Here is a 20,941-nt window from a genome sequence, read left to right as displayed (position 1 = left end):
GAGGTAAGCGGCCCTTGGCGGGCCGCTTCAATCCGCACGCTTAGCGAGAAGCGCCGAGTTCTTGCTGGATGCTGGCCACAGTACGAGGCCAAGGTTTACCAGCCTGGACCTTGGCTGGCAAGTTTTTGATCGCAGCCAGGGCAGCATTGCGATCAGCAAAGTTACCGTAGGTGATCACATACAGGGGTTTGCCCTGCAGGGTTTTCTTGAAGTAGCGGTACTCCCCGCCCTGCTCGGCGATGTAAGCCTGGGCAGTGGACTCGGAACTGGTCCCCAGGATCTGCACCACATAGCGACCAGGAGCCTGGCCGCTGTACCAGCTACCGCCTGTCGCCGGTTTGGCGGCTGCGGCTGCCACGGGCTTCTCGGCCGGCTTGGCCGCTGGTGCTGGTGCTGGCGCCGGGGCAGGTGCCGGCTTGGCGGTCGCCACCTGGGTCTGTGGAGCAGGAGCCGGAGCCGGCTTTGCAGCAGGCGCCGGTGCCGGCGCAGGTGCCGCTGGCGCAGGAATCGACGAGCGCGGCACTTCAGCGGCCTGGTGGCCGGCTGGCGGGGCGCTGGTGGTCACGGTAGGCGGGCTGGCAGGCGAGGTGCTAGGCACCGCGTCTTCGTCACTCGGACCGGAACCGGTCGCCTCGGCCAGTGGACCGCGCATGACCGGTTGCGAATTGCCGGCCAGCGGCAATGGCATCGGTTGCGAGTTGCCTGCAAACTCGATGGCCGGACCACCATTATTGGACTGCTGAGCAGACTGGGTACCTTGCCCCAACGGCAATTGGGCCTGGGCATTGGTCGGCGGATTGGCCGTATTGCTCTTGTCGCCGCCCGGGATCAGCACTGCGGCGGCCACGGCGGCCACGACCACAGCCCCCAGGGCCAGTATGTGTTTCTTCGGCATGTTGAACCCTACGCTAGGGCGCTTGACCGCGGAGCGACTCGCGATCATCGCCTCGATCATTGAATCGCGGGCCACCTGGTTGATGATCCCGGGCCAGCCATCGGACTGCTCGTGGATATCGGCGATCTGATCGGCGCTCAGCAAGGCAATACCCTGTCCCGCACCGTCCAGGCGTTGTGCCAGATACTCACGAGTTTCTTCTTCGTTGTAGGGCTGCAGCTCGATAACGTGAAAGCGCTCGCCTTCAGTGTCACCGTGCATGCCGGCACATATCTGGTCGAGACGATCGATCAGCGATGCCTCACCGAACAGAAATACATGCGGACGCCCTTCCGGCGCGCCCTCAGCCAGCCCCAGCAGGGCTTCGAGTGCCGAATCACCGAGTTGTTCCGCATCGTCGAGCAGAATGTAGACTTCCTGTCCCGTCAGGGCCAGTTGCACGACCTGGGCAAGGATCGGCTTCATCTCGGCGCTGGAAATTCCCAGCGATTCGGCGACCTGCTGCAATACCCCGGCAGCATCACCGGCCGCACGTGCCGATATCACTACACTCTGCACGGACTGCTTGTTGGTGCTGGCGACCAGTGCCTGGCGCAGCAGGGTCTTGCCGCTGCCCTGGGGGCCGGTAACAGCCAGCAGCAACTGGCTGTAACGCGCCAGGTGATGCAACTGGCCCAGCACCGGCTTACGCTGGGCAGGGAAAAACTTGAAGCCAGGCACCCGCGCCGCAAAGGGGTCGTGACTCAACTGATAGTGGCCGAGAAAGGCCTCGTCGGCGTGCAAACTAGTCATCGGTCTTTCCATTAACCTCTAAGCTGATCCACCAGGGCGCGGTAATCCGTCACCAGAGTGGCCTTGAGTACGTCTTGCGGGTAGTCGTCAGTGACCACCGCCTCACCCAGCTGTCGCAGCAATACCAGGCGCATGCGGCCATCGATCACTTTCTTGTCGACCGCCATGTGCGCCATGAATTGCGCCTCAGTCATTTCCTGCGGCGGCACAACCGGCAATCCGGCGCGCAACAGCAGAGCAATACCACGATCGCGCTCCTGAGTGGTGATCCAGCCCAGCCGCGCGGACATTTCCAGAGCCATGACGGTGCCAGCCGAAACCGCCTCGCCATGCAGCCACACACCATACCCCATCTCGGTTTCGATGGCGTGGCCAAAGGTGTGACCCAGGTTCAGGGTCGCGCGAATTCCCGACTCACGCTCATCGGCACCTACCACCCGCGCCTTGGCCGCACATGAACGCTCGATGGCCGCTGTCAGCGCCACCTGGTCCAGGCCGCGCAACGCATCGATATTGTCTTCCAGCCAGCTCAGGAACGGTTCGTCGCAGATCAGGCCATACTTGATGACTTCGGCCAGGCCCGCTGACAGTTCGCGCTCGGGCAGGGTGTTCAGCGAGCGGGTATCGATCAGCACCACCGATGGCTGGTAGAACGCACCGATCATGTTCTTGCCCAACGGGTGATTGATGCCGGTCTTGCCACCGACCGAAGAGTCGACCTGGGACAACAGGGTGGTGGGGATCTGAATGAAGTTCACCCCACGCTGATAGCAGGCTGCGGCAAAACCCGCCATGTCACCGATCACACCACCGCCCAGGGCGATGACGGTGGTACGGCGATCATGCCGGGCGCCAAGCAGGCCGTCGAAGATCAGTTGCAGGGTTTCCCAGTTCTTGAAGGCCTCACCGTCAGGCAGCACCACCGGCAGAACCGTATAGCCGGCCAGAGTCTTGGTCAGACGCTCCAGATACAGCGGCGCAACCGTGGTGTTGGTCACGATAGCCACCTGACGACCAACGATATGCGGTGTCAGAAGCTCAGGCTGGTCCAGCAGACCTTCGCCAATATGAATCGGGTAGCTACGCTCACCAAGATCGACCGTCAGAGTCTGCATGTTTCCCCACATTGATTAGCGATTGGGCGCTTTTCGCGCACCAGAGCAAAAGGCGGCGCCTGCCGCCTGCTGCTTTCGTTTTAATGGTCGCCGAGAATAGCGCATTTTCGGCCGCGCTTTAACGGGGAGCGAGCTCGGCCAGACGGCCCAGGATCTCCAGCACCACCATTCGCGGCGGCCGCTCGTCGGTTTCGATCACCACATCGGCAATCTCCCGGTACAGCGGATCACGCAGGGCCAGCAGATCAGCCAGCACCTGAGCCGGATTGGCAGTGCGCAACAGCGGACGATTGCGGTCACGGGCCGTACGACTGACCTGCTGTTCGACCGAAGCATGCAGATAGACCACGCGGCCGCCGGCATGCAGTGCCTTGCGGTTTGCTTCGCGCATCACCGCCCCGCCGCCGGTTGCCAGTACCAGCCCATCGGCAGCACAGAGTTCACCAATCACCGCCTGCTCACGCTCACGAAAGCCGGCCTCGCCCTCCCGATCAAAGATCCACGGGATGTTGGCACCGGTACGCAGCTCGATTTCCTTGTCCGAATCCTTGAACGGAAGTCGCAGTTCTTTGGCCAGCAAACGACCGATGGTGCTTTTGCCTGCCCCCATCGGCCCTACAAGTATTAGATTTCGCACAGAATCAACGACCCACAGCAATCGCCTGGTTGTTCATGATGCGTGGTGTCAGAAATACCAGAAGCTCGGATTTTGAATCAGACACCACGTCACGCCGGAAAAGGCGGCCAACATACGGCACATCGCCAAGGAATGGCACTTTTTCTACAACTTTACTTTGAGTGTTGGAAAACACGCCGCCAATAACAATAGTCTCGCCATCGGAAATCAGCACCTTGGCGTTGACCTCGTTTTTCCTGATCGGCGGCACACCCAGCACGGCATTGAGGTAATCCGGCTCGTCCTTGGTGACCTTGACCTCCATGATGATGCGGTTGTCCGGGGTGATCTGCGGGGTGACCTCCAGTGACAGCGAAGCCTCCTTGAAGCTCACCGTGGTCGCGCCACTGGAGCTGGACTCCTGGTAAGGAATCTCGGTGCCTTTGAGGATCTTGGCGGTTTCCTTGTCAGAGGTGACAACCTTGGGCTGGGAGACGATCTCGCCGTTACCGCTCTTTTCCATGGCACTGAGTTCGAGGTCGATCAAGGTGTTGCTGGTCATGAAGCCGATGCCGAAGCCCGCCGTGGCATCCGGCGCGCCGAGATCGACGAACGGGATGTTGCGGTTCGAAGCAGCCGTACTCGTACCCGATGAACCCACATCGGTAGTGGCGTTACTGCCTCCCGAGGTGCTGGCGGAGGTGAGGTTGTCATCCAGACCGTAGCCGATCCACTTGCCACTGCCACTGGTCCGGCTGCCGCCCCAGCGAACGCCCAGCGCCTTGTCGTAATCGACGTTGGCCTCGACGATGCGCGCTTCGATCATCACCTGACGCACTGGAATGTCCAGTTGGGCAACGATGCGCCGCAGCTCATCAAGACGCTCCTGGGTCTGATAGGCAATGATGTTGTTGGTGCGCTCATCGACGGTGATCGAGCCACGTTCCTCGACCTGAGCCTCGGCACTGGTCACTGACTGAAACAGCTTGGCAATATCCGCAGCCTTGGCGTAGTTGACCTGCAACAGCTCACGACGCAGCGGTGCCAGCTCGGCGATCTGCTTTTGCGACTCCAGTTCCTGGCGCTCACGGGCGGCGATCTCGTCGGCCGGCGCCACCAGCAACACATTACCGATCTTGCGCTTGTCCAGGCCCTTGGTCTTGAGCACCAGATCCAGCGCCTGGTCCCAGGGCACATTCTGCAGACGCAGGGTAATGCCGCCCTGTACGGTGTCGCTGGCGACCAGGTTGAGGTTGGTGAAGTCGGCAATCAATTGCAGCACCGACCGCACATCAATGTCCTGGAAGTTGAGTGACAGCTTCTCGCCGGTATACACAGGTTTGTCCGCCGCACGGCGCTCCAGATCCTGATTGGTCAGAGGGCGGACGCTGATGGTCAGGCGGTTTTCGGTCTGATAGGCGGAATAGTCATAGGCCCCGGACGGCTCGATGCTGATACTGGTCTTGTCACCCGAGGTGGTTGCCGTGACGAACTGCACAGGGGTGGCGAAATCCTTGACATCCAGCCGTACACGCAAAGGGTCAGGGAGCTGGGTCTTGGCGAAGTCGACAAAGATTTTACCGTTGCGCTCCTGAATATCCGGAGCGATGCCAGCGCTGCTCAGGTCGATGAGAACATTGCCCTCACCCAGCTCACCACGCTGAAAATCCAGATTGCGTACGGCCCTGGCCCCTGGCGCGATGGCCACCCCCGAGGCGACTGCGGCAGGCCTGGCGGCGCCACTCGCAGCGGGCGTAGCGCCGCGTGCTGCAGGTTGCGCCGTGCCCGGCTGGGAGGCTTGCGCCGCGGTGGCGCCCTGACCGATGACAACGAACAGGTTATTGCCCTCAACCCGGGTGCTGTAGGGCGACAGGGTGGTCAGGTTGATGATGATTCGGGTACGGTCGTTGGCCTGCACCACGACAACGCTACGGGCATTACCGGTCCCCAGGTCGCGGCTGCGGTTGGTCAGCTGGGTGTTGACCCCGGGCAGGTCGAGTGCAATGCGCGCCGGCTGCTCGGTGGTGTAACCGCGAGGCGCAGCCACCGGAGCGTCGAACGCCAGTTTCAGTTCGATACGGTCTCCGGGCAGCGTGGCGACATCGAGCGTCTTGAGCGTGGCAGCCTGGACTATCGGAGCGACCATCGCAATCCATAGCGACACGCCGATAATCGAGAGAATCCTGGTCATGTTCAATTTCCGTTGTGCGGTGTTATGCATGCTTGGCCTTGCCCACTTCATGAGCGCTCTTTGAGAGGGATACTGCGCGGCCTTTCCAGCCAGCCCCCTTCCCCGTCAGGAACGATTTCAACGACTTCGACCTGCGCGTCACTGACCGACACAATACGGCCATTGCTACGCCCCAGATAGTCACCCACTTTGACCCGATGCACACCGCCGGCCCCGCTCAACAGCGCGAATGTACCCGATTCATTACCTATCGTTCCGACCATTTCAAAGGTCTCGATATTGAAGCCTTCAAGAAACTGCTTGACCCGCGTCTCGTCCGGTTTGACCAGGCGCGAGCCGCGCTGGCGGTTCAGCGCATCAATTTTGACTGGCGGCTGAAAGGGGCTGCGCAAGCTTGAAGCGTTATAGGTAAAGGCTTCATAGGGCCTGAATTTGGGCAGTGCCTCGATGGTGCCGGTCGGCCGCGCCCTGGCATCCTCGACGAACACGGTCAGGTCAGAGTGATCATCGCTACCGCCACAACCTGCCAGCCCCAACACCGCCAGGCTGACGCACCACAGACGCGCCGCCTTCATTTTTTCAGCCCTTCATCGTTGTAACGATACGTCTTGGCGAGGATATTCATACGCAATTTGCTGTTGCTCTTGGGGTCGACCGGCTTGATCTCGAAGTCATGCAGGGTGACGATCCGCGGCAGACTCGCCACGCCGCTGACAAAGGTGGCCAGGTCGTGATACCCGCCCACCACCGTAATCTGGATCGGTAGTTCGATATAAAACTGTTGGGCCGCCTCAGGCAACAGCTTGATCTCTTCGAACTCCAGGCCGCTCCCCAACCCGGTGCGGGTGATGTCTTCAAGCAGCCCCGGCACCTCGGTATCACTGGGCAACTGCCGCAGCAGTGCACCAAAGGTATTTTCCATCTCGACCATCTGCTTCTTGTAAGGCTCCAGGTTTGCCGCCTGGAAGGCCTTGGCAGTGTATTGCTCCCTGAGTACGCCTTCGTTGGTGCGCGCGCCTTCGAGGCGGTTTTCCAGATCCTGAATATAAAAGAAATAGCCCAGCGCCAGCACCAGCATCATTAGCAGCCCACAGGCTGCCACTTTCACGGCCGCCGGCCACGACCCCAGATTGCTCATGTCCAGGTCGTTGAGGTCGATCTTGCGCAGGCCGTCCATCCATTCGGAGAAATTCACGGCGTGGCTCCTTCTGCCTCGGCGGGCTGGGTCTGGCGCACCGTCAACTGGAAGACATTGGTCTGGTCCGTAGCGTTGGCCTTGACCTCGATAAGTACGGGGCTTTCGAACCAGTCAGAAGCATCAAGATTACGCATCAGATCGGAAACGCGGTTGTTCGATTGCGCAACGCCGTTGATGGCAATCAGGTTGCCGGTCATTTTGACGTCGGAAAAATACACATCGTCAGGCAAGGTCCGCACCAACTGATCGAAGACGCGACCAATCACCGGCCGGTTGCCTTGCAGGTCCTGAATGATCTTCATCCGTTCGAGCAACTGCTTGCGGCGCGCTTTCAATTCGCTGATTTCCTTGATGCGCACGTCGAGCTGGGCCAGCTCACCCTGCAGGAAGGTGTTGCGTGCGTCCTGCTGATCAATGGCGTGGCTCAGGCCTTGGTCGATGAACAACACGATTGCCACCGCGACCACCAACGCCCCCACCAGCGCGGTGACAAAACGCTTCTTGCGCTCCTCGCGCTGTTGCTCGCGCCAAGGAAGAAGGTTGATCCGTGCCATCAGTCAAAACTCCTCATGGCCAGACCACAGGCAAGCATCAACGCTGGAGCATCGCTGGCCAGGGCCCCGGCATTGACCTTGGAACTCAGCGCCATATCGGCAAACGGGTTGGCGACCATGGTCGGCACGCCGAGGCGCTTCTGAATCAGGTGCTCAAGACCGGCAATCGAAGCCGAACCGCCGGCCAGCATGATGTAGTCCACCGAGTTGTGCTGGCCGGCCGCAAAGAAGAACTGCAAAGAGCGCGAAACCTGCTGCACCATGGCGTCCTTGAAGGGCTCCAGCACCTCGCTGCCGTAGTCATCCGGCAGCCCGCCCTGCTTCTTGGCCAGCCCTGCCTCGCCCATCGACAGACCATAACGGCGCTGGATTTCCTCGGTCAGTTGCTTGCCACCGAACAACTGCTCACGGGTGTAGATGATGCGTCCCTGGTGGAGCACACTCAGCGTGGTCATGGTCGCGCCGATATCGACGACCGCAACGGTGAGCATTTCATGGCCTTTGCCCAGTTGGGCCGACAACAGGCTGAACGAGCGCTCCAGCGCATAAGCCTCGACGTCGACGACCCGGGCGGTCAGGCCGGCCAGCGCCAGGGCGGCTTCGCGGACCTCGACGTTCTCCTTGCGACACGCGGCCAGCAAGACCTCGACGCGCTCGGGGTTGCGCACCGAATACCCCTGCACCTCGAAATCGATGGCGACCTCTTCCAGCGGGTAGGGGATGTACTGGTCGGCTTCGAGCTTGAGCTGGTTCTCCATGTCATCATCCGACAACCCGGCATCCATCTCGACCACCTTGGTGATCACGGCAGAACCCGCCACCGCCACCGCCGCATTCTTGACGTTGGTACGGGCCTTGACCACGACGCGCCCCAACGCGCTTCCGACGCCTTCGAGCTCGGCAATGTTCTTTTCAACCACAGCATTGGCCGGCAATGGTTCGACCGCATAGGACTCGACTTTGTAACGGCTGCCGGAACGACTCAGTTCGAGGAGTTTTACCGCAGTGGAGCTAATATCGATCCCTAGAAGGGTGTGGGCCTTCTTGCTGAAGAGTTCGAACACGACCTGATTCCTATGCGTTTTCCGTCACTTACGGAACGTTTTGGGCACGACAGCGCCATAGACAGGCATGACATTAGCGCAAATCACGCCCGGAGACGAAAAATGCTTATAATGCCGGGCGCTTTTTGTTCACCAAACGCTTGCGACTGTATTGATTTGTTGATGCCCGCGCCCCTCTCATCTTCTTTTCTGGAAATCCAAAAGCCTTGATACGCCTGCTGAAGTTTTTCTGGTGGTCCCTCGTTGCAGTGTTCTGCTCACTGTTGCTGGGCCTGAGCGGAGCCTTTCTCTACCTGAGCCCGAACCTGCCCTCGGTTGAAGCCCTGCGCAGCATCCAGTTGCAGATCCCGTTACGGGTCTACAGCAGCGATGGCAAGCTGATCTCCGAATTCGGCGAAATGCGCCGCGCCCCAGTGCGTTTCGCGGACATTCCACCGAACTTCATCAATGCCCTGCTGGCGGCCGAAGATGACAACTTCGCCAACCACTACGGCGTGGACCCTTCCAGCCTGGCACGTGCAGCCAGTGAGCTGGTCAAGAGCGGCCATATCCAGTCGGGCGGCAGCACCATCACCATGCAGGTCGCGAAGAACTTCTTCCTGACCAGTGAGCGCAGTTTTTCGCGCAAAACCACTGAAATCCTGCTTGCCCTGCAAATCGAACGCCAGCTGACCAAGGACGAGATCCTTGAGCTGTACGTGAACAAGATCTACCTGGGCAACCGCGCCTACGGTATTGAAGCGGCTGCACAGGTCTATTACGGCAAATCGATCCGCGACGTCAGCCTGGCGCAAATGGCAACCATCGCAGGTCTGCCCAAGGCACCTTCACGCTTCAATCCACTGGCCAACCCGGCCCGCGCCAAAGAGCGCCGCGACTGGATTCTGGGGCGCATGTACCACCTCGGCAAAATCTCGCAAAGCGCCTATCAGGCCGCACTGAGCGAGCCGATGAACGCCAGCTATCACGTTCCGACGCCGGAAGTGTACGCCCCTTATATTGCAGAAATGGCCCGCGCCGAAATGGTCGGCCGTTATGGCAGCGAGGCCTATACCGAAGGCTTCCGCGTTACCACTACGGTGCCCAGCGATCTGCAGGAACACGCCAACAATGCTGTGCGCCAGGGCCTGATCGAGTATGACCAGCGTCACGGCTATCGTGGCCCGGAAAGCCGCTTCCCTGGCCTGACTCGCGCGGCATGGGTCCAGGAACTGGAGAAACAGCGTCCGGTCAACGGGCTTGAGCCCGCCATCGTCACCCAGGTCGACAAGACCGGCCTGCGCGTGTTGACCCGCAACGGCGAGAAAGAAGAACACGTCGATTGGGCCAGCATGAAATGGGCCCGCCCCTACCTGAACACCAACAGCATGGGCGCCAACCCTCGCCAGGCGGCTGACGTGGCCCAGGTGGGCGACCTGATCCGGGTCCTGCGCCAGCAAGACGGCACGCTCAAGTTCACCCAGATCCCGGCTGCACAGAGCGCCCTGGTATCGCTGGACCCGCGCAACGGTGCGATCCGTGCCTTGGTAGGCGGCTTCTCGTTCGAGCAAAGCAACTACAACCGCGCCATGCAGGCCAAACGGCAGCCGGGTTCGAGCTTCAAACCGTTCATCTATAGCGCAGCGCTGGACAATGGCTATACCGCTTCCAGCCTGGTCAACGACGCGCCGATCGTGTTCGTCGATGAAGCTGTCGACAAGGTCTGGCGCCCGAAGAACGACAACGGCACCTTCCTTGGCCCGATCCGCCTGCGTGAAGCACTGTACAAGTCGCGCAACCTGGTCTCGATCCGCCTGCTGCAACAACTGGGCGTGCAGCCGACCATCGACTACATCACCCGTTTCGGTTTCGCCAAGCAGGACCTGCCGCCCAACCTCTCGCTGTCGCTGGGCACCGCAACCCTGACGCCGATGGAGATCGCTACAGGCTGGGGCGTGTTCGCCAACGGCGGCTACAAGGTCAGCCCGTACCTGATCCAGACCATCGAAAACCGCGACGGCCAGGTTCTGTTCGCCGCCAACCCGGCGACCGTACCGGCCACCGAGGTCAAGACCGCACCGGACACCTCGACCTTCGCCGTACACGACACGCCGCCGATCGAAACCCTGACCCCTGCATCGGCCACTGACAATCCGGCCCCGGTGGTCGCCGAGCGGGTGGTCGACAGCCGGACCACCTACATCCTCAACAGCATCCTGCAGGACGTCATCAAACGCGGCACCGCACGTCGGGCACTGTCGATGAACCGCCCGGACATCGCCGGCAAAACCGGCACCACCAACGAGTCAAAGGACGCCTGGTTCTCCGGCTACAACGCCGACTACGTGACCACCGTCTGGACCGGCTTCGACCAGCCGGAAAGCCTGGGCCGGCATGAGTTTGGCGGGACCGTCTCGCTGCCGATCTGGATGGACTACATGAGTGCTGCCCTCAAAGACAAACCGCCGCACCAGCAAGCCGAGCCCGATGGCATCCTCAGCCTGCGGGTCGACCCGATCAGCGGCCGCGCCGCCACACCAAGCACGCCCAATGCGTTCTTCGAGCTGTTCAAGAGTGAAGACACGCCCCCGAGCGTCAACGAACTGGGCGGCAGCGTACCGGGCAGCCCGCTGCCGGCGGATGAGGCGGCACCCATAGACCTCTTCTGATCGACCTCGTAGGACCGGCTTTAGCCGGGAAGCCTTCGCGGCTAAAGCCGCTCCTACGCCCATAAAAAAACCGGCCATCAGGCCGGGTTTTTTATGGGGGTTGCTGTCAGCCGTTGAACACGTCGTCAACGCTGGTCAGCGGGTAGTGCTTCGGATACGGCAGGGTCGCTACACCGCTTTCGATGGCCGCTTTTGCCACCGCGTCGGAAATCACACTCAGCAGGCGCACATCCAGCGGCTTGGGAATGATGTACTCACGACCGTATTCCAGCTTCACGCCGCCGTAGGCATCGCTGACTTCCTGAGGCACCGGCAGTTTGGCCAGTTCGCTCAGTGCCTTGGCTGCGGCGATTTTCATTTCTTCGTTGATGCGCTTGGCGCGTACGTCCAGGGCACCACGGAAAATGAACGGGAAGCCCAGGACGTTGTTGACCTGGTTCGGGTAGTCCGAGCGGCCGGTGGCCATGATCACGTCGCTACGGGTTTCGTGAGCCAGCTCCGGCTTGATTTCCGGGTCCGGGTTTGAGCAGGCGAACACGATCGGGTCACGGGCCATGCGTTTGAGGTCTTCAGCGCTCAGCAGGTTCGGACCAGACAGGCCAACAAACACGTCAGCACCGTCAAGAGCGTCACTCAGAGTGCGCTTTTCGGTTGCGTGGGCAAAGGCTGCCTTGTACTGGTTCAAGTCGGTACGGCCGGAATGAACGACGCCGGAGCGGTCGATCATGAAGATGTTTTCAATCTTGGCGCCCATGCTCACCAGCAACTTCATGCAGGAGATGGCCGCAGCACCGGCACCCAGGCAGACGATCTTGGCGGTGTCGAGGCTCTTGCCGACGATTTCCAGCGCGTTGATCATGCCGGCTGCCGTCACGATGGCAGTACCGTGCTGGTCGTCGTGGAATACCGGGATGTCGCACTGTTCGATCAGGGCCTTTTCGATCTCGAAGCACTCAGGTGCCTTGATGTCTTCCAGGTTGATGCCGCCGAATGTGATGGAGATGCGCTTTACGGTATCGATGAAGGCTTGCGGGCTTTCAGAATCGACTTCGATATCGAACACGTCGATGCCAGCGAAACGCTTGAACAGAACCCCTTTGCCTTCCATGACCGGCTTGGAAGCCAGCGGCCCCAGATCGCCCAGGCCCAGAATGGCGGTGCCGTCGGAAATGACTGCTACCAGGTTACCCTTGCCGGTGTACTTGTAAGCCAGTTCAGGATCACGGGCAATTTCACGTACAGGTTCGGCAACGCCAGGGCTGTAAGCCAGCGACAGGTCACGGGCAGTTGCAGTTGGCTTGGTCAGTTCCACGCTCAGTTTTCCCGGACGGGGATTGGCGTGATATTCAAGCGCAGCGGTTTTCAGATCGGACATGTTATAGGATTTCCGCTTTATTACGGTGGGACAGACGAACCGTCGAGGATACGCAAGATGCATAATCCTCACAAGACTGGTCAGTCACTGCTGTCAAGAGGGCGAATGTCGGGATTGCATTTCTGGAATAGATAATGTCGCACTAATGCAAAATCTGACCGAATCCTGCTATCAATTCGGTGTTTCAAGCCTCTGCGGGGGCTGGATTGTCACCCGCCAACACGCTTGCCATGACTCTAGACCACTCTGGCACAGCCGTTTGCCAGAGTTGCATTTGCCCTGTCCGAACCGGACTGCGTCGAAGTGACGCAGCGCCTGAATACCCGATCGAGCAAACGACAGACATGAAAAAGGCGCCCGCAAGGGGCGCCTTTTCGAGTTGCCAGGACCGGCCCGAAGGGCCGTCCGGGAACCGCGATTACTGTGCTTTGGCAGCGCCGAAAGCACCGAAGCGGGACTTGAAGCGGTCAACACGACCACCAATGTCCAGAGTCTTCTGCTTGCCGGTGTAGAACGGGTGGCACTCGTTGCACACGTCCAGGCTCAGAGGCTTGGCCAGGGTGGAACGGGTCTTGATGACGTTACCGCAGCTGCAGGTGGCGTCGATCGCTTCGTAAACTGGATGGATATCGGCTTTCATGGGGACTTCCTCGAATGGCGGGCCGCCACCCGACACTATTGTCGGATACCGCACGCAAAATAGGCGGCAAATATTACCAGACAATTGCCATTACGCAAACGAACCTTAAAGCCGACTGTCGTCTGTTACCATCGCCCATCCGCCCCCGATTGCCATACGGAACTGCTCGCGTGCCCGACGTCATCCTGCGCCTTGCCCTGCCTTCGCCGCTGCGCCGCCTGTTCGACTACCGCGCCCCGGCCGGTACGCCGCGCAACGCACTGCAACCGGGCATGCGCCTGCGCGTACCGTTCGGGCGCCGGGAAATGATCGGTGTATTGGTAGAAATCAGCGATCACAGCGAAGTGCCCGCCGACAAGCTCAAACCGGCCATTGCCCTGCTCGACAGCCATTCACCATTGCCGCCGGCGCTGTTCAAGCTGTGCCTGTGGACCGCGCAGTATTATCAGCACAGCCTGGGCGACACCCTGAGCTGGGCGCTGCCGGTGCTGCTGCGCCAGGGCGAACCGGCCGAGAGCCGTCAGGAACGGTTCTGGCAGGTGACGGCCGGTGCCGACCCACAGGATCCACGCATCAGCAACGCCCCGGCACAACGTAAAGCCCTGGCCACCCTGGCGCAGCACCCGCATGGCGTGGCTCATCAGTTACTCGACAAGCTGATGCTGAACAAGAACAGCCTCAACCTGCTGCTGGCCAAAGGGCTGGTCGAGGTCCAGGTACGCAGCCAGGCGCCTGCGCCGCGTCACGAACACTGGCTGGCCCAGCCCGAACTGCCCCTCAACGACGAACAGCGTGCCGCCTGCGAAGCGATTCAGGCTGGCTTTGGCAGTTTTCATGCCTGCCTGCTGGCAGGCGTCACCGGCAGCGGCAAGACCGAGGTGTATCTACAACTGATCCACCAGACCCTGATGGCTGGCAAGCAGGCGCTGGTACTGATCCCGGAGATCAACCTCGGCCCCCAGACCCTGGCGCGCTTCGAGCAACGCTTCAATGCCCGCATCGCATTGCTGCATTCGGCGGTCAATGACCGTGAGCGCCTCGACCACTGGCTGGCGGCCCGCGATGGTGACGCCGACATCATTATCGGCACCCGCTCGGCGCTGTTCACGCCGATGAAAAATCCGGGGCTGATCATCATCGATGAAGAACACGACGGTTCCTATAAACAGCAGGAAGGCTTGCGCTACCACGCCCGCGACCTGGCCATCGTCCGCGCCCGCCAGGAAAACATCCCCATCGTGCTCGGCTCGGCCACACCGTCACTGGAAAGCCTGCACAACGCCTACACCGGTCGCTATGGCCTGCTGCGCCTCAACCAGCGCGCCGGAGGGGCCAAACAGCCCCGCTTCCTGCGCCTGGACGTCAAGAGCCGGCCACTGGACAGCGGTATTTCCGGGCCGATGCAACAGGCCATCGGCCAGACCTTGAGCGCAGGTCAGCAAGTGCTGGTGTTCCTCAACCGCCGCGGCTTTGCCCCGACCCTGCTGTGCCATGACTGCGGCTGGCTGTCAGGTTGCCCGCGCTGCGATGCGCGCATGACCGTCCACCAGCGCTCTGGCGAACTGCGCTGCCATCACTGTGGGTACACCGAACGGGTACCGCGCCAGTGCCCGTCGTGCGGCAAGGTCGATCTGCGCCCCATCGGCGCCGGCACCGAACGCGCCGAGGAACGCCTGGCGATTCTGTTCCCCGATTACCCGGTGTTACGGGTCGACCGCGACAGCACCTCGCGCAAAGACGCGATGAACCAGCTGTTTGCCACCATCCAGCGCGGTCAGCCGTGCATCCTGGTCGGCACCCAGATGCTTGCCAAGGGACATCACTTTCCACGGGTCACGCTGGTGGCGATCCTGGATGCCGATGGCGGGCTGTTCTCCGGCGATTTCCGCGCCAGCGAGCGCATGGCGCAATTGATCGTCCAGGTGGCCGGGCGCGCAGGGCGTGCCGAAGAGCCAGGCAAGGTGATTATCCAGACCCATCTGGCCGACCATCCGCTACTCGTCCAATTGACCGAACAAGGCTACTTCGCCTTTGCCGAACAGGCCCTGAGCGAGCGCCGCAGCGCTGGTCTGCCGCCCTTCTCGCACCTGGCACTGCTGCGCGCCGAAGCCCACAAACCCGGACAGGCCGAGCTGTTTCTGGATCAAGCCTGCGCCGAGGCCGAGCAACTGCTGGAGCAAATCGATCCCGGCGGCATCGAACTTCTTGGCCCGGTTCCGGCTCCGATGGAACGCCGCGCCGGACGCTATCGGGCACAACTGTTGGTCCAGGCCAATGCCCGCGCACCGTTGCATCGACTGCTCAGTAGCTGGCTGCTGATCCTCGAACAGATGCCCAGTGGCCGCCAGGTGCGCTGGTCGTTGGACGTTGACCCGGTCGACCTGTATTGAAACGAAACCGACACGGGCATGCGTCAAGGTTGGCAAGCCCGCCCCGGCCACGGATAATGTGCAGTTTTTCCACCCGCGCATCCAGGCGCTACCGCGCTTGCGGTTGTTGAAGAGAACCTCATGAAAGACACCATTCGCCAGCTGATCCAACAAGCCCTGACCCGACTCGAAACCGAGGGCGTCTTGCCACAAGGGCTGACGCCGGCGATCCAGGTTGAAAACGCCCGGGACAAGACCCACGGCGACTTTGCCAGCAACATTGCCATGATGCTCGCCAAGCCGGCCGGCATGAAACCGCGTGAGCTGGCCGAAAAACTGATTGCCGCCCTGCCTGCCGACGAGCAGATCAGCAAGGTCGAGATCGCCGGCCCCGGCTTTTTGAACTTCTTCCAGAACACTCAGGCGCTGGCCAGCCGCCTCGACGCCGCACTCTCCGACGAACGGTTGTCGGTGCGCAAGGCGGGTGCAGCGCAACGTGTGGTGGTCGACATGTCCGCCCCTAACCTCGCCAAAGAGATGCACGTCGGCCACCTGCGCTCGACCATCATCGGCGATGCAGTAGCCAATGTACTGGGCTACCTGGGCGACACCGTGATTCGCCAGAACCACGTCGGCGACTGGGGCACCCAGTTCGGCATGTTGCTGGCCTACCTGCAGGAAAAGCCCACCACCAGCGACGAACTGTCGGACCTGGAAAACTTTTACCGCGCCGCCAAGCAGCGCTTCGACGAGTCTGAAGAGTTCGCCGACCGCGCCCGCTCGCTGGTGGTCAAGCTGCAGGCCGGCGACGCCGACTGCCTGGCGCTGTGGCAACGTTTCAACGACATCTCGCTGTCGCACTGCCAGAAGACCTACGACCGCCTGAACGTCAACCTCACCCCGGCCGACGTCAAAGGTGAAAGCGCCTACAACGACGACCTGGCCAATGTGGTCAGCGACCTGAAAAGCGCCGGCCTGCTGGTCGAAAGTGAAGGCGCGCAGTGTGTGTTCCTCGAAGAATTCCGCACCGCTGACGACACGCCACTGCCGGTGATCGTGCAGAAAGCCGGTGGCGGTTACCTGTACGCCACCACCGACCTGGCAGCCATGCGCTACCGCAGCAAGGTCTTGCAGGCCGACCGCGTGCTGTATTTCGTCGACCAGCGCCAGGCCCTGCACTTCCAGCAAGTCTTTGAAGTGGCGCGCCGCGCCGGCTTCACCCATCCGGGCATGCAACTGGAACACATGGGCTTCGGCACCATGAATGGCGCCGACGGCCGGCCGTTCAAAACCCGCGATGGTGGCACGGTAAAACTGATCGACCTGCTCGACGAAGCCGAAGTGCGCGCCTATGCCCTGGTCAAGGAAAAGAACCCGGAACTGGACGAGGCCGAACTGCGCAGCATCGCCAAGGCCGTGGGCATCAGCTCGGTGAAGTACGCCGACCTGTCCAAGCACCGCACCAGCGACTACAGCTTCAACTTCGATCTGATGATCAGCTTCGAGGGCAACACTGCACCGTACCTGCTGTACGCCTACACCCGTATCGCCGGGGTGTTCCGCAAGCTCGGCGCGCCGTTCGATGCCAGCCAGGGGCAGATCGTCCTGGAGGCCGAACAGGAGCAGGAACTGGCCGCGCGCCTGGCGCAGTTCGGCGAAGTACTGAACAACGTCGCAGAAAAAGGCACCCCGCATGTGCTTTGCGCCTATGTTTATGACCTCGCGGGCCTGTTCTCAAGCTTCTATGAAAACTGCCCGATCCTGGGTGCACAAACCCCGGAACAACAACAAAGCCGCCTGCGCCTGGCCGCCCTGACCGGACGCACTCTCAAGCAAGGCCTGGAACTGCTGGGCCTGGAAACTCTGGAGCGCATGTAAGTTGGCCGTTGCGAAGAAGAAAGCAGCTCCCAAGCGGGGAGCCAGCCGTTACGAGGCCCCCGCGAAGAAGCCGATCCCAGGATGGGTATGGTTGGCTGTCGGCCTGACGGTCGGCGCCTTCATTGTCTTTCTGATGAAGCTTGAGCCCGGTGGCAGTGAGGTCAAACGCGAAAAAGCCGAGGCCAAGGCGGCAGCCAAGATCGCCGAGGCCAACAAGACCCCGCCGAGCCCGGCAGCGGTCAAGCCCAAGTACGACTTCTATACTCTGCTGCCCGAGTCGGAAGTCATCGTGCCCAAAGAGGCGGTGCCGGAGAAAACCCCGCCCGCGCCTGCGGTCACGCCAGTCGCGCCGGTCACCCCGGAGCAGGCCGCGAAGATCGACACCGCCCGCGCCCAGGCGGCCCTGAGCGGCCTGACGCCGCCACCCGCGCCACCGGTGGCGACCACCGAAACCAAACCGGCACCGGTCACCCGCTTCTTCCTGCAGGCTGGCTCGTTCCGCAAGCAGGCCGATGCCGAGAAAGTCCGTGCGCAGATCATCCTGCTGGGCCAGACCGCGACCGTAGAGTCCGGTACGGTCAAGGAAGAAACCTGGTACCGCGTACTGGTCGGCCCGTTCAGCAACCGCGACCAGTTGACCACCGCCCAGAAGCAACTGGCTGGCGGCGGCTTCAGCAACCTGCTGTTACAACAGCGCCAGAGCCGCTGAACCGGCAGCTAATAACTGCAAATGCCGGTCCTACGCGCATTGACAGGTTGAAATAGGCTTCGCCATCCCCATATCAGTTTCCATCAGGGCATTTTCGCCCCGCTGCGTGGAGACTCTCCCCTTGACCACCATCGTTTCAGTCCGCCGCCACGGCAAAGTCGTCATGGCCGGTGACGGCCAGGTTTCCTTGGGCAACACCGTGATGAAAGGCAACGCCAAGAAGGTGCGCCGCCTGTACCACGGCCAGGTCATCGCCGGTTTCGCCGGTGCCACCGCCGACGCCTTTACCCTGTTCGAGCGTTTTGAAGCCCAGCTCGAAAAGCATCAGGGCCACCTGATCCGTGCTGCCGTAGAACTGGCCAAGGACTGGCGTACCGATCGCTCGCTCAGCCGCCTGGAAGCGATGCTGGCCGTCGCCAACAAAGATGCCTCGCTGATCATCACCGGCAACGGTGACGTGGTCGAACCCGAAGATGGCCTGATCGCCATGGGTTCCGGTGGCGCCTTCGCCCAGGCCGCTGCCCGTGCGCTGCTGCAGAAAACCGAGCTGCCGGCCCGCGAGATCGCTGAAACCGCATTGCACATCGCTGGCGATATTTGCGTATTCACCAACCACAACATCACCATTGAGGAGCAGGACCTCGCCGAGCAAGCCTGACGGCCTGCCTGCGCTTGAGGACCATTACCACCATGTCCATGACTCCCCGCGAAATTGTCCACGAACTGAACCGCCACATCATTGGCCAGGATGACGCCAAGCGCGCCGTCGCCATTGCCCTGCGCAACCGTTGGCGGCGCATGCAATTGCCTGAAGAACTGCGTGTCGAAGTCACCCCCAAGAACATTCTGATGATCGGCCCGACCGGCGTCGGCAAGACCGAAATCGCCCGTCGCCTGGCCAAGCTGGCCAATGCACCGTTCATCAAGGTCGAAGCTACCAAGTTCACGGAAGTCGGCTACGTCGGCCGTGACGTCGAGTCGATCATCCGCGACCTGGCCGATGCCGCGATGAAGCTGCTGCGCGAGCAGGAGATCATCAAGGTTCGGCATCGTGCTGAAGACGCTGCCGAAGACCGCATCCTTGATGCCTTGCTGCCACCGGCACGTAGCGGTTTCAACGAAGAGCCGGTCTCGACCAGCGATTCCAATACCCGCCAGTTGTTCCGCAAGCGCCTGCGTGAAGGCCAGCTGGACGACAAGGAAATCGAGATCGAGGTCAGCGAGTCGGTGGGTGTGGACATCTCTGCCCCGCCAGGCATGGAAGAGATGACCAATCAATTGCAGAGCCTGTTTGCCAACATGGGCAAGGGCCGCCGCAAGACCCGCAAGCTCAAGGTCAAAGAAGCGCTGAAGATGGTCCGCGAAGAAGAAGCCGGCCGTCTGGTCAACGACGACGAACTCAAGGCCAAGGCCCTTGAAGCCGTCGAGCAACACGGCATCGTGTTCATCGACGAGATCGACAAGGTTGCCAAACGCGGCAATGTCGGCGGCGCCGACGTGTCTCGTGAAGGCGTGCAGCGCGACCTGCTGCCATTGATCGAAGGCTGCACGGTTAACACCAAGCTGGGCATGGTCAAAACCGACCATATCCTGTTCATCGCCTCCGGCGCGTTCCACCTGAGCAAGCCAAGCGACCTGGTGCCCGAGCTGCAAGGCCGTCTGCCGATTCGTGTCGAACTCAAGGCGCTGTCGCCTCAAGACTTCGAACGTATCCTCAGCGAACCGCACGCCTCGCTGACCGAACAGTATCGCGAACTGCTCAAGACCGAAGGCCTGAACATCGAATTCAAGCCAGACGGCATCAAGCGCCTGGCGGAAATCGCCTGGCAGGTCAACGAGAAGACCGAGAACATCGGTGCGCGCCGCCTGCACACCCTGCTCGAACGCCTGCTCGAAGAACTGTCGTTCAGCGCCGGCGACCTGGCCAGCAGCCCGGATGCCGAGCCGATCGAGATCAACGCCGACTACGTCAACAGCCACCTGGGCGAACTGGCCAACGACGAAGACCTGTCGCGCTACATCCTGTAAAAGCCTGTAGGAGCAGCTTTAGCTGCGAAGCATTCAACCGCGAAAGCTTCAACCGCGAATTTTTCGCGGCTGAAGCCGCTCCTACGCTTGTGGCTTGCCGCCGGCCACGCTTAAGCTGACGCCATGAACAAAATCCCCACTGCCATTCAATTGCACAAGGCGTCGAAAACCCTGACGCTCAAATACGCGTCCGGCGAGCAGTACGATCTGCCTGCCGAGTTTCTGCGTGTGCACTCCCCTTCTGCCGAGGTTCAGGGGCACGGCAAGCCGATCCTGCAGTTCGGCAAACTCGGCGTGGGCCTGACCAAGGTCGAGCCGGCCGGCCAGTACGCCCTCAAGCTGACCTTCGACGATGGCCACGACAGCGGCCTGTTCACCTGGGATTATCTCTTCGAGCTGGGCCAGCGCCAGAACGCGCTGTGGGATGACTACCTGCAAGAGCTGAAAAAAGCCGGCAAAAGCCGCGACCCGCACGAACAAGTCGTGCGTCTGATGCTCTGATCGCTTCGCTGACCGCGCAATTTCACAATCAGCGTCTATGCTCCCTGCACCGTTTGCCGTTTTAGTAAGCGGTTTCTAATCTGTTTTGCTTGAATGTGCCGCGCAGCGGCCTATACATGGTGCTGCTTGCGACTATGTGCAATCTCGCGTAACCAATGATTACGGCACATTCACTGCATCGTTTCGACGCAGCGGGAAATGGGTGCTTCTAAAAACGCGGGCAGTTTTTAGAGGCGCCCAATGGGGAGCCAGGACGTAGTGACACGCAGCGCCGCAGTTCAGACGCCCTGCCTGTCATTCGGCATGCCCATCGGGAATCGGCATACCAGGGCGCCTCTAAAAACGTAGGCGAGGCAGTCAGCGCAAGG

At 61.1% G+C, this 20,941-nt stretch carries 17 protein-coding genes; 7 read left to right on the top strand and 10 right to left on the bottom strand.

The window, feature by feature from the left end; genetic code table 11:
* Positions 1 to 40: 40 nt before the first annotated feature.
* The 8 genes from NRB16_RS13155 to NRB16_RS13120 all read right to left on the bottom strand — a co-directional run bounded on the left by NRB16_RS13155 (position 41) and on the right by NRB16_RS13120 (position 8,425).
* A complete protein-coding gene (locus NRB16_RS13155; protein WP_257106288.1) occupies positions 41 to 1,687 on the bottom strand; it encodes an AAA family ATPase in 1,647 nt (548 codons plus the stop codon).
* Positions 1,688 to 1,698: 11 nt separating this feature from the next.
* Positions 1,699 to 2,802, bottom strand: coding sequence for a 3-dehydroquinate synthase (gene aroB, locus NRB16_RS13150; RefSeq protein WP_253112240.1), 1,104 nt, complete (start codon positions 2,800 to 2,802; stop codon positions 1,699 to 1,701).
* Between the two features lie 118 nt (positions 2,803 to 2,920).
* Positions 2,921 to 3,439, bottom strand: a complete 519-nt coding sequence (aroK, locus tag NRB16_RS13145) for a shikimate kinase AroK (RefSeq protein ID WP_045494141.1) — start codon at positions 3,437 to 3,439, stop codon at positions 2,921 to 2,923.
* 4 nt (positions 3,440 to 3,443) lie between these two features.
* Positions 3,444 to 5,609, bottom strand: coding sequence for a type IV pilus secretin PilQ (pilQ, locus tag NRB16_RS13140; protein WP_257106287.1), 2,166 nt, complete (start codon positions 5,607 to 5,609; stop codon positions 3,444 to 3,446).
* 47 nt (positions 5,610 to 5,656) lie between these two features.
* Positions 5,657 to 6,184 carry a pilus assembly protein PilP gene (locus NRB16_RS13135; protein ID WP_045486523.1) on the bottom strand — a complete coding sequence of 176 codons (528 nt, stop codon included), beginning with the start codon at positions 6,182 to 6,184 and terminating at the stop codon, positions 5,657 to 5,659.
* Positions 6,181 to 6,804: a type 4a pilus biogenesis protein PilO gene (gene pilO / locus NRB16_RS13130; protein ID WP_045486520.1), complete on the bottom strand. Its 624-nt coding sequence runs from the start codon at positions 6,802 to 6,804 to the stop codon at positions 6,181 to 6,183. Before pilO ends, NRB16_RS13135 begins: the two co-directional genes overlap by 4 nt.
* Entirely contained in the window at positions 6,801 to 7,361 is a 561-nt protein-coding gene (locus tag NRB16_RS13125) for a PilN domain-containing protein (RefSeq protein WP_045486517.1), read from the bottom strand. The genes pilO and NRB16_RS13125 overlap by 4 nt, the downstream gene beginning before the upstream one ends.
* On the bottom strand, positions 7,361 to 8,425 hold the full coding sequence (locus tag NRB16_RS13120; protein ID WP_045486514.1) for a pilus assembly protein PilM: 1,065 nt from the start codon (positions 8,423 to 8,425) through the stop codon (positions 7,361 to 7,363). The genes NRB16_RS13125 and NRB16_RS13120 overlap by 1 nt, the downstream gene beginning before the upstream one ends.
* Before the next feature lie 209 nt (positions 8,426 to 8,634).
* Between NRB16_RS13120 and NRB16_RS13115 the strand changes: the two genes are divergently transcribed.
* The gene (locus tag NRB16_RS13115) at positions 8,635 to 11,073 is read left to right on the top strand and encodes a penicillin-binding protein 1A (RefSeq protein ID WP_373568466.1); all 2,439 of its coding nucleotides are present in this window, start codon (positions 8,635 to 8,637) and stop codon (positions 11,071 to 11,073) included.
* Between the two features lie 106 nt (positions 11,074 to 11,179).
* Here NRB16_RS13115 and NRB16_RS13110 read toward each other — a convergent pair whose 3' ends face one another.
* Both NRB16_RS13110 and rpmE read right to left on the bottom strand, forming a co-directional pair.
* Positions 11,180 to 12,448, bottom strand: a complete 1,269-nt coding sequence (locus NRB16_RS13110; protein WP_045486508.1) for a malic enzyme-like NAD(P)-binding protein — start codon at positions 12,446 to 12,448, stop codon at positions 11,180 to 11,182.
* A gap of 418 nt (positions 12,449 to 12,866) precedes the next feature.
* The gene (gene rpmE, locus NRB16_RS13105) at positions 12,867 to 13,088 is read right to left on the bottom strand and encodes a 50S ribosomal protein L31 (RefSeq protein ID WP_045486504.1); all 222 of its coding nucleotides are present in this window, start codon (positions 13,086 to 13,088) and stop codon (positions 12,867 to 12,869) included.
* 170 nt (positions 13,089 to 13,258) lie between these two features.
* On the opposite strand from rpmE, the gene NRB16_RS13100 reads away from it, so the two are divergent.
* The 6 genes from NRB16_RS13100 to NRB16_RS13075 all read left to right on the top strand — a co-directional run bounded on the left by NRB16_RS13100 (position 13,259) and on the right by NRB16_RS13075 (position 20,573).
* Positions 13,259 to 15,478, top strand: a complete 2,220-nt coding sequence (locus NRB16_RS13100; protein WP_257106286.1) for a primosomal protein N' — start codon at positions 13,259 to 13,261, stop codon at positions 15,476 to 15,478.
* A 120-nt stretch (positions 15,479 to 15,598) separates the two neighbouring features.
* Positions 15,599 to 17,335 (top strand): arginine--tRNA ligase, encoded by a 1,737-nt coding sequence (gene argS, locus NRB16_RS13095; protein ID WP_045486497.1) that lies wholly within the window; start codon positions 15,599 to 15,601, stop codon positions 17,333 to 17,335.
* A 1-nt stretch (position 17,336) separates the two neighbouring features.
* The gene (locus tag NRB16_RS13090; RefSeq protein WP_045486494.1) at positions 17,337 to 18,044 is read left to right on the top strand and encodes an SPOR domain-containing protein; all 708 of its coding nucleotides are present in this window, start codon (positions 17,337 to 17,339) and stop codon (positions 18,042 to 18,044) included.
* Between the two features lie 121 nt (positions 18,045 to 18,165).
* On the top strand, positions 18,166 to 18,702 hold the full coding sequence (gene hslV / locus NRB16_RS13085; protein ID WP_045486491.1) for an ATP-dependent protease subunit HslV: 537 nt from the start codon (positions 18,166 to 18,168) through the stop codon (positions 18,700 to 18,702).
* A gap of 32 nt (positions 18,703 to 18,734) precedes the next feature.
* On the top strand, positions 18,735 to 20,072 hold the full coding sequence (hslU, locus tag NRB16_RS13080) for an HslU--HslV peptidase ATPase subunit (RefSeq protein WP_045486488.1): 1,338 nt from the start codon (positions 18,735 to 18,737) through the stop codon (positions 20,070 to 20,072).
* Positions 20,073 to 20,195: 123 nt separating this feature from the next.
* A complete protein-coding gene (locus NRB16_RS13075; protein ID WP_253112225.1) occupies positions 20,196 to 20,573 on the top strand; it encodes a gamma-butyrobetaine hydroxylase-like domain-containing protein in 378 nt (125 codons plus the stop codon).
* The last annotated feature ends 368 nt before the right edge of the window (positions 20,574 to 20,941 follow it).

It is taken from the genome of Pseudomonas sp. LJDD11, from assembly GCF_024584215.1.
Classification (GTDB): Bacteria; Pseudomonadota; Gammaproteobacteria; order Pseudomonadales; family Pseudomonadaceae; genus Aquipseudomonas.
Note: the sequence above shows the minus strand (reverse complement) of the source record. Positions and strands in the feature narration are given on the sequence as shown.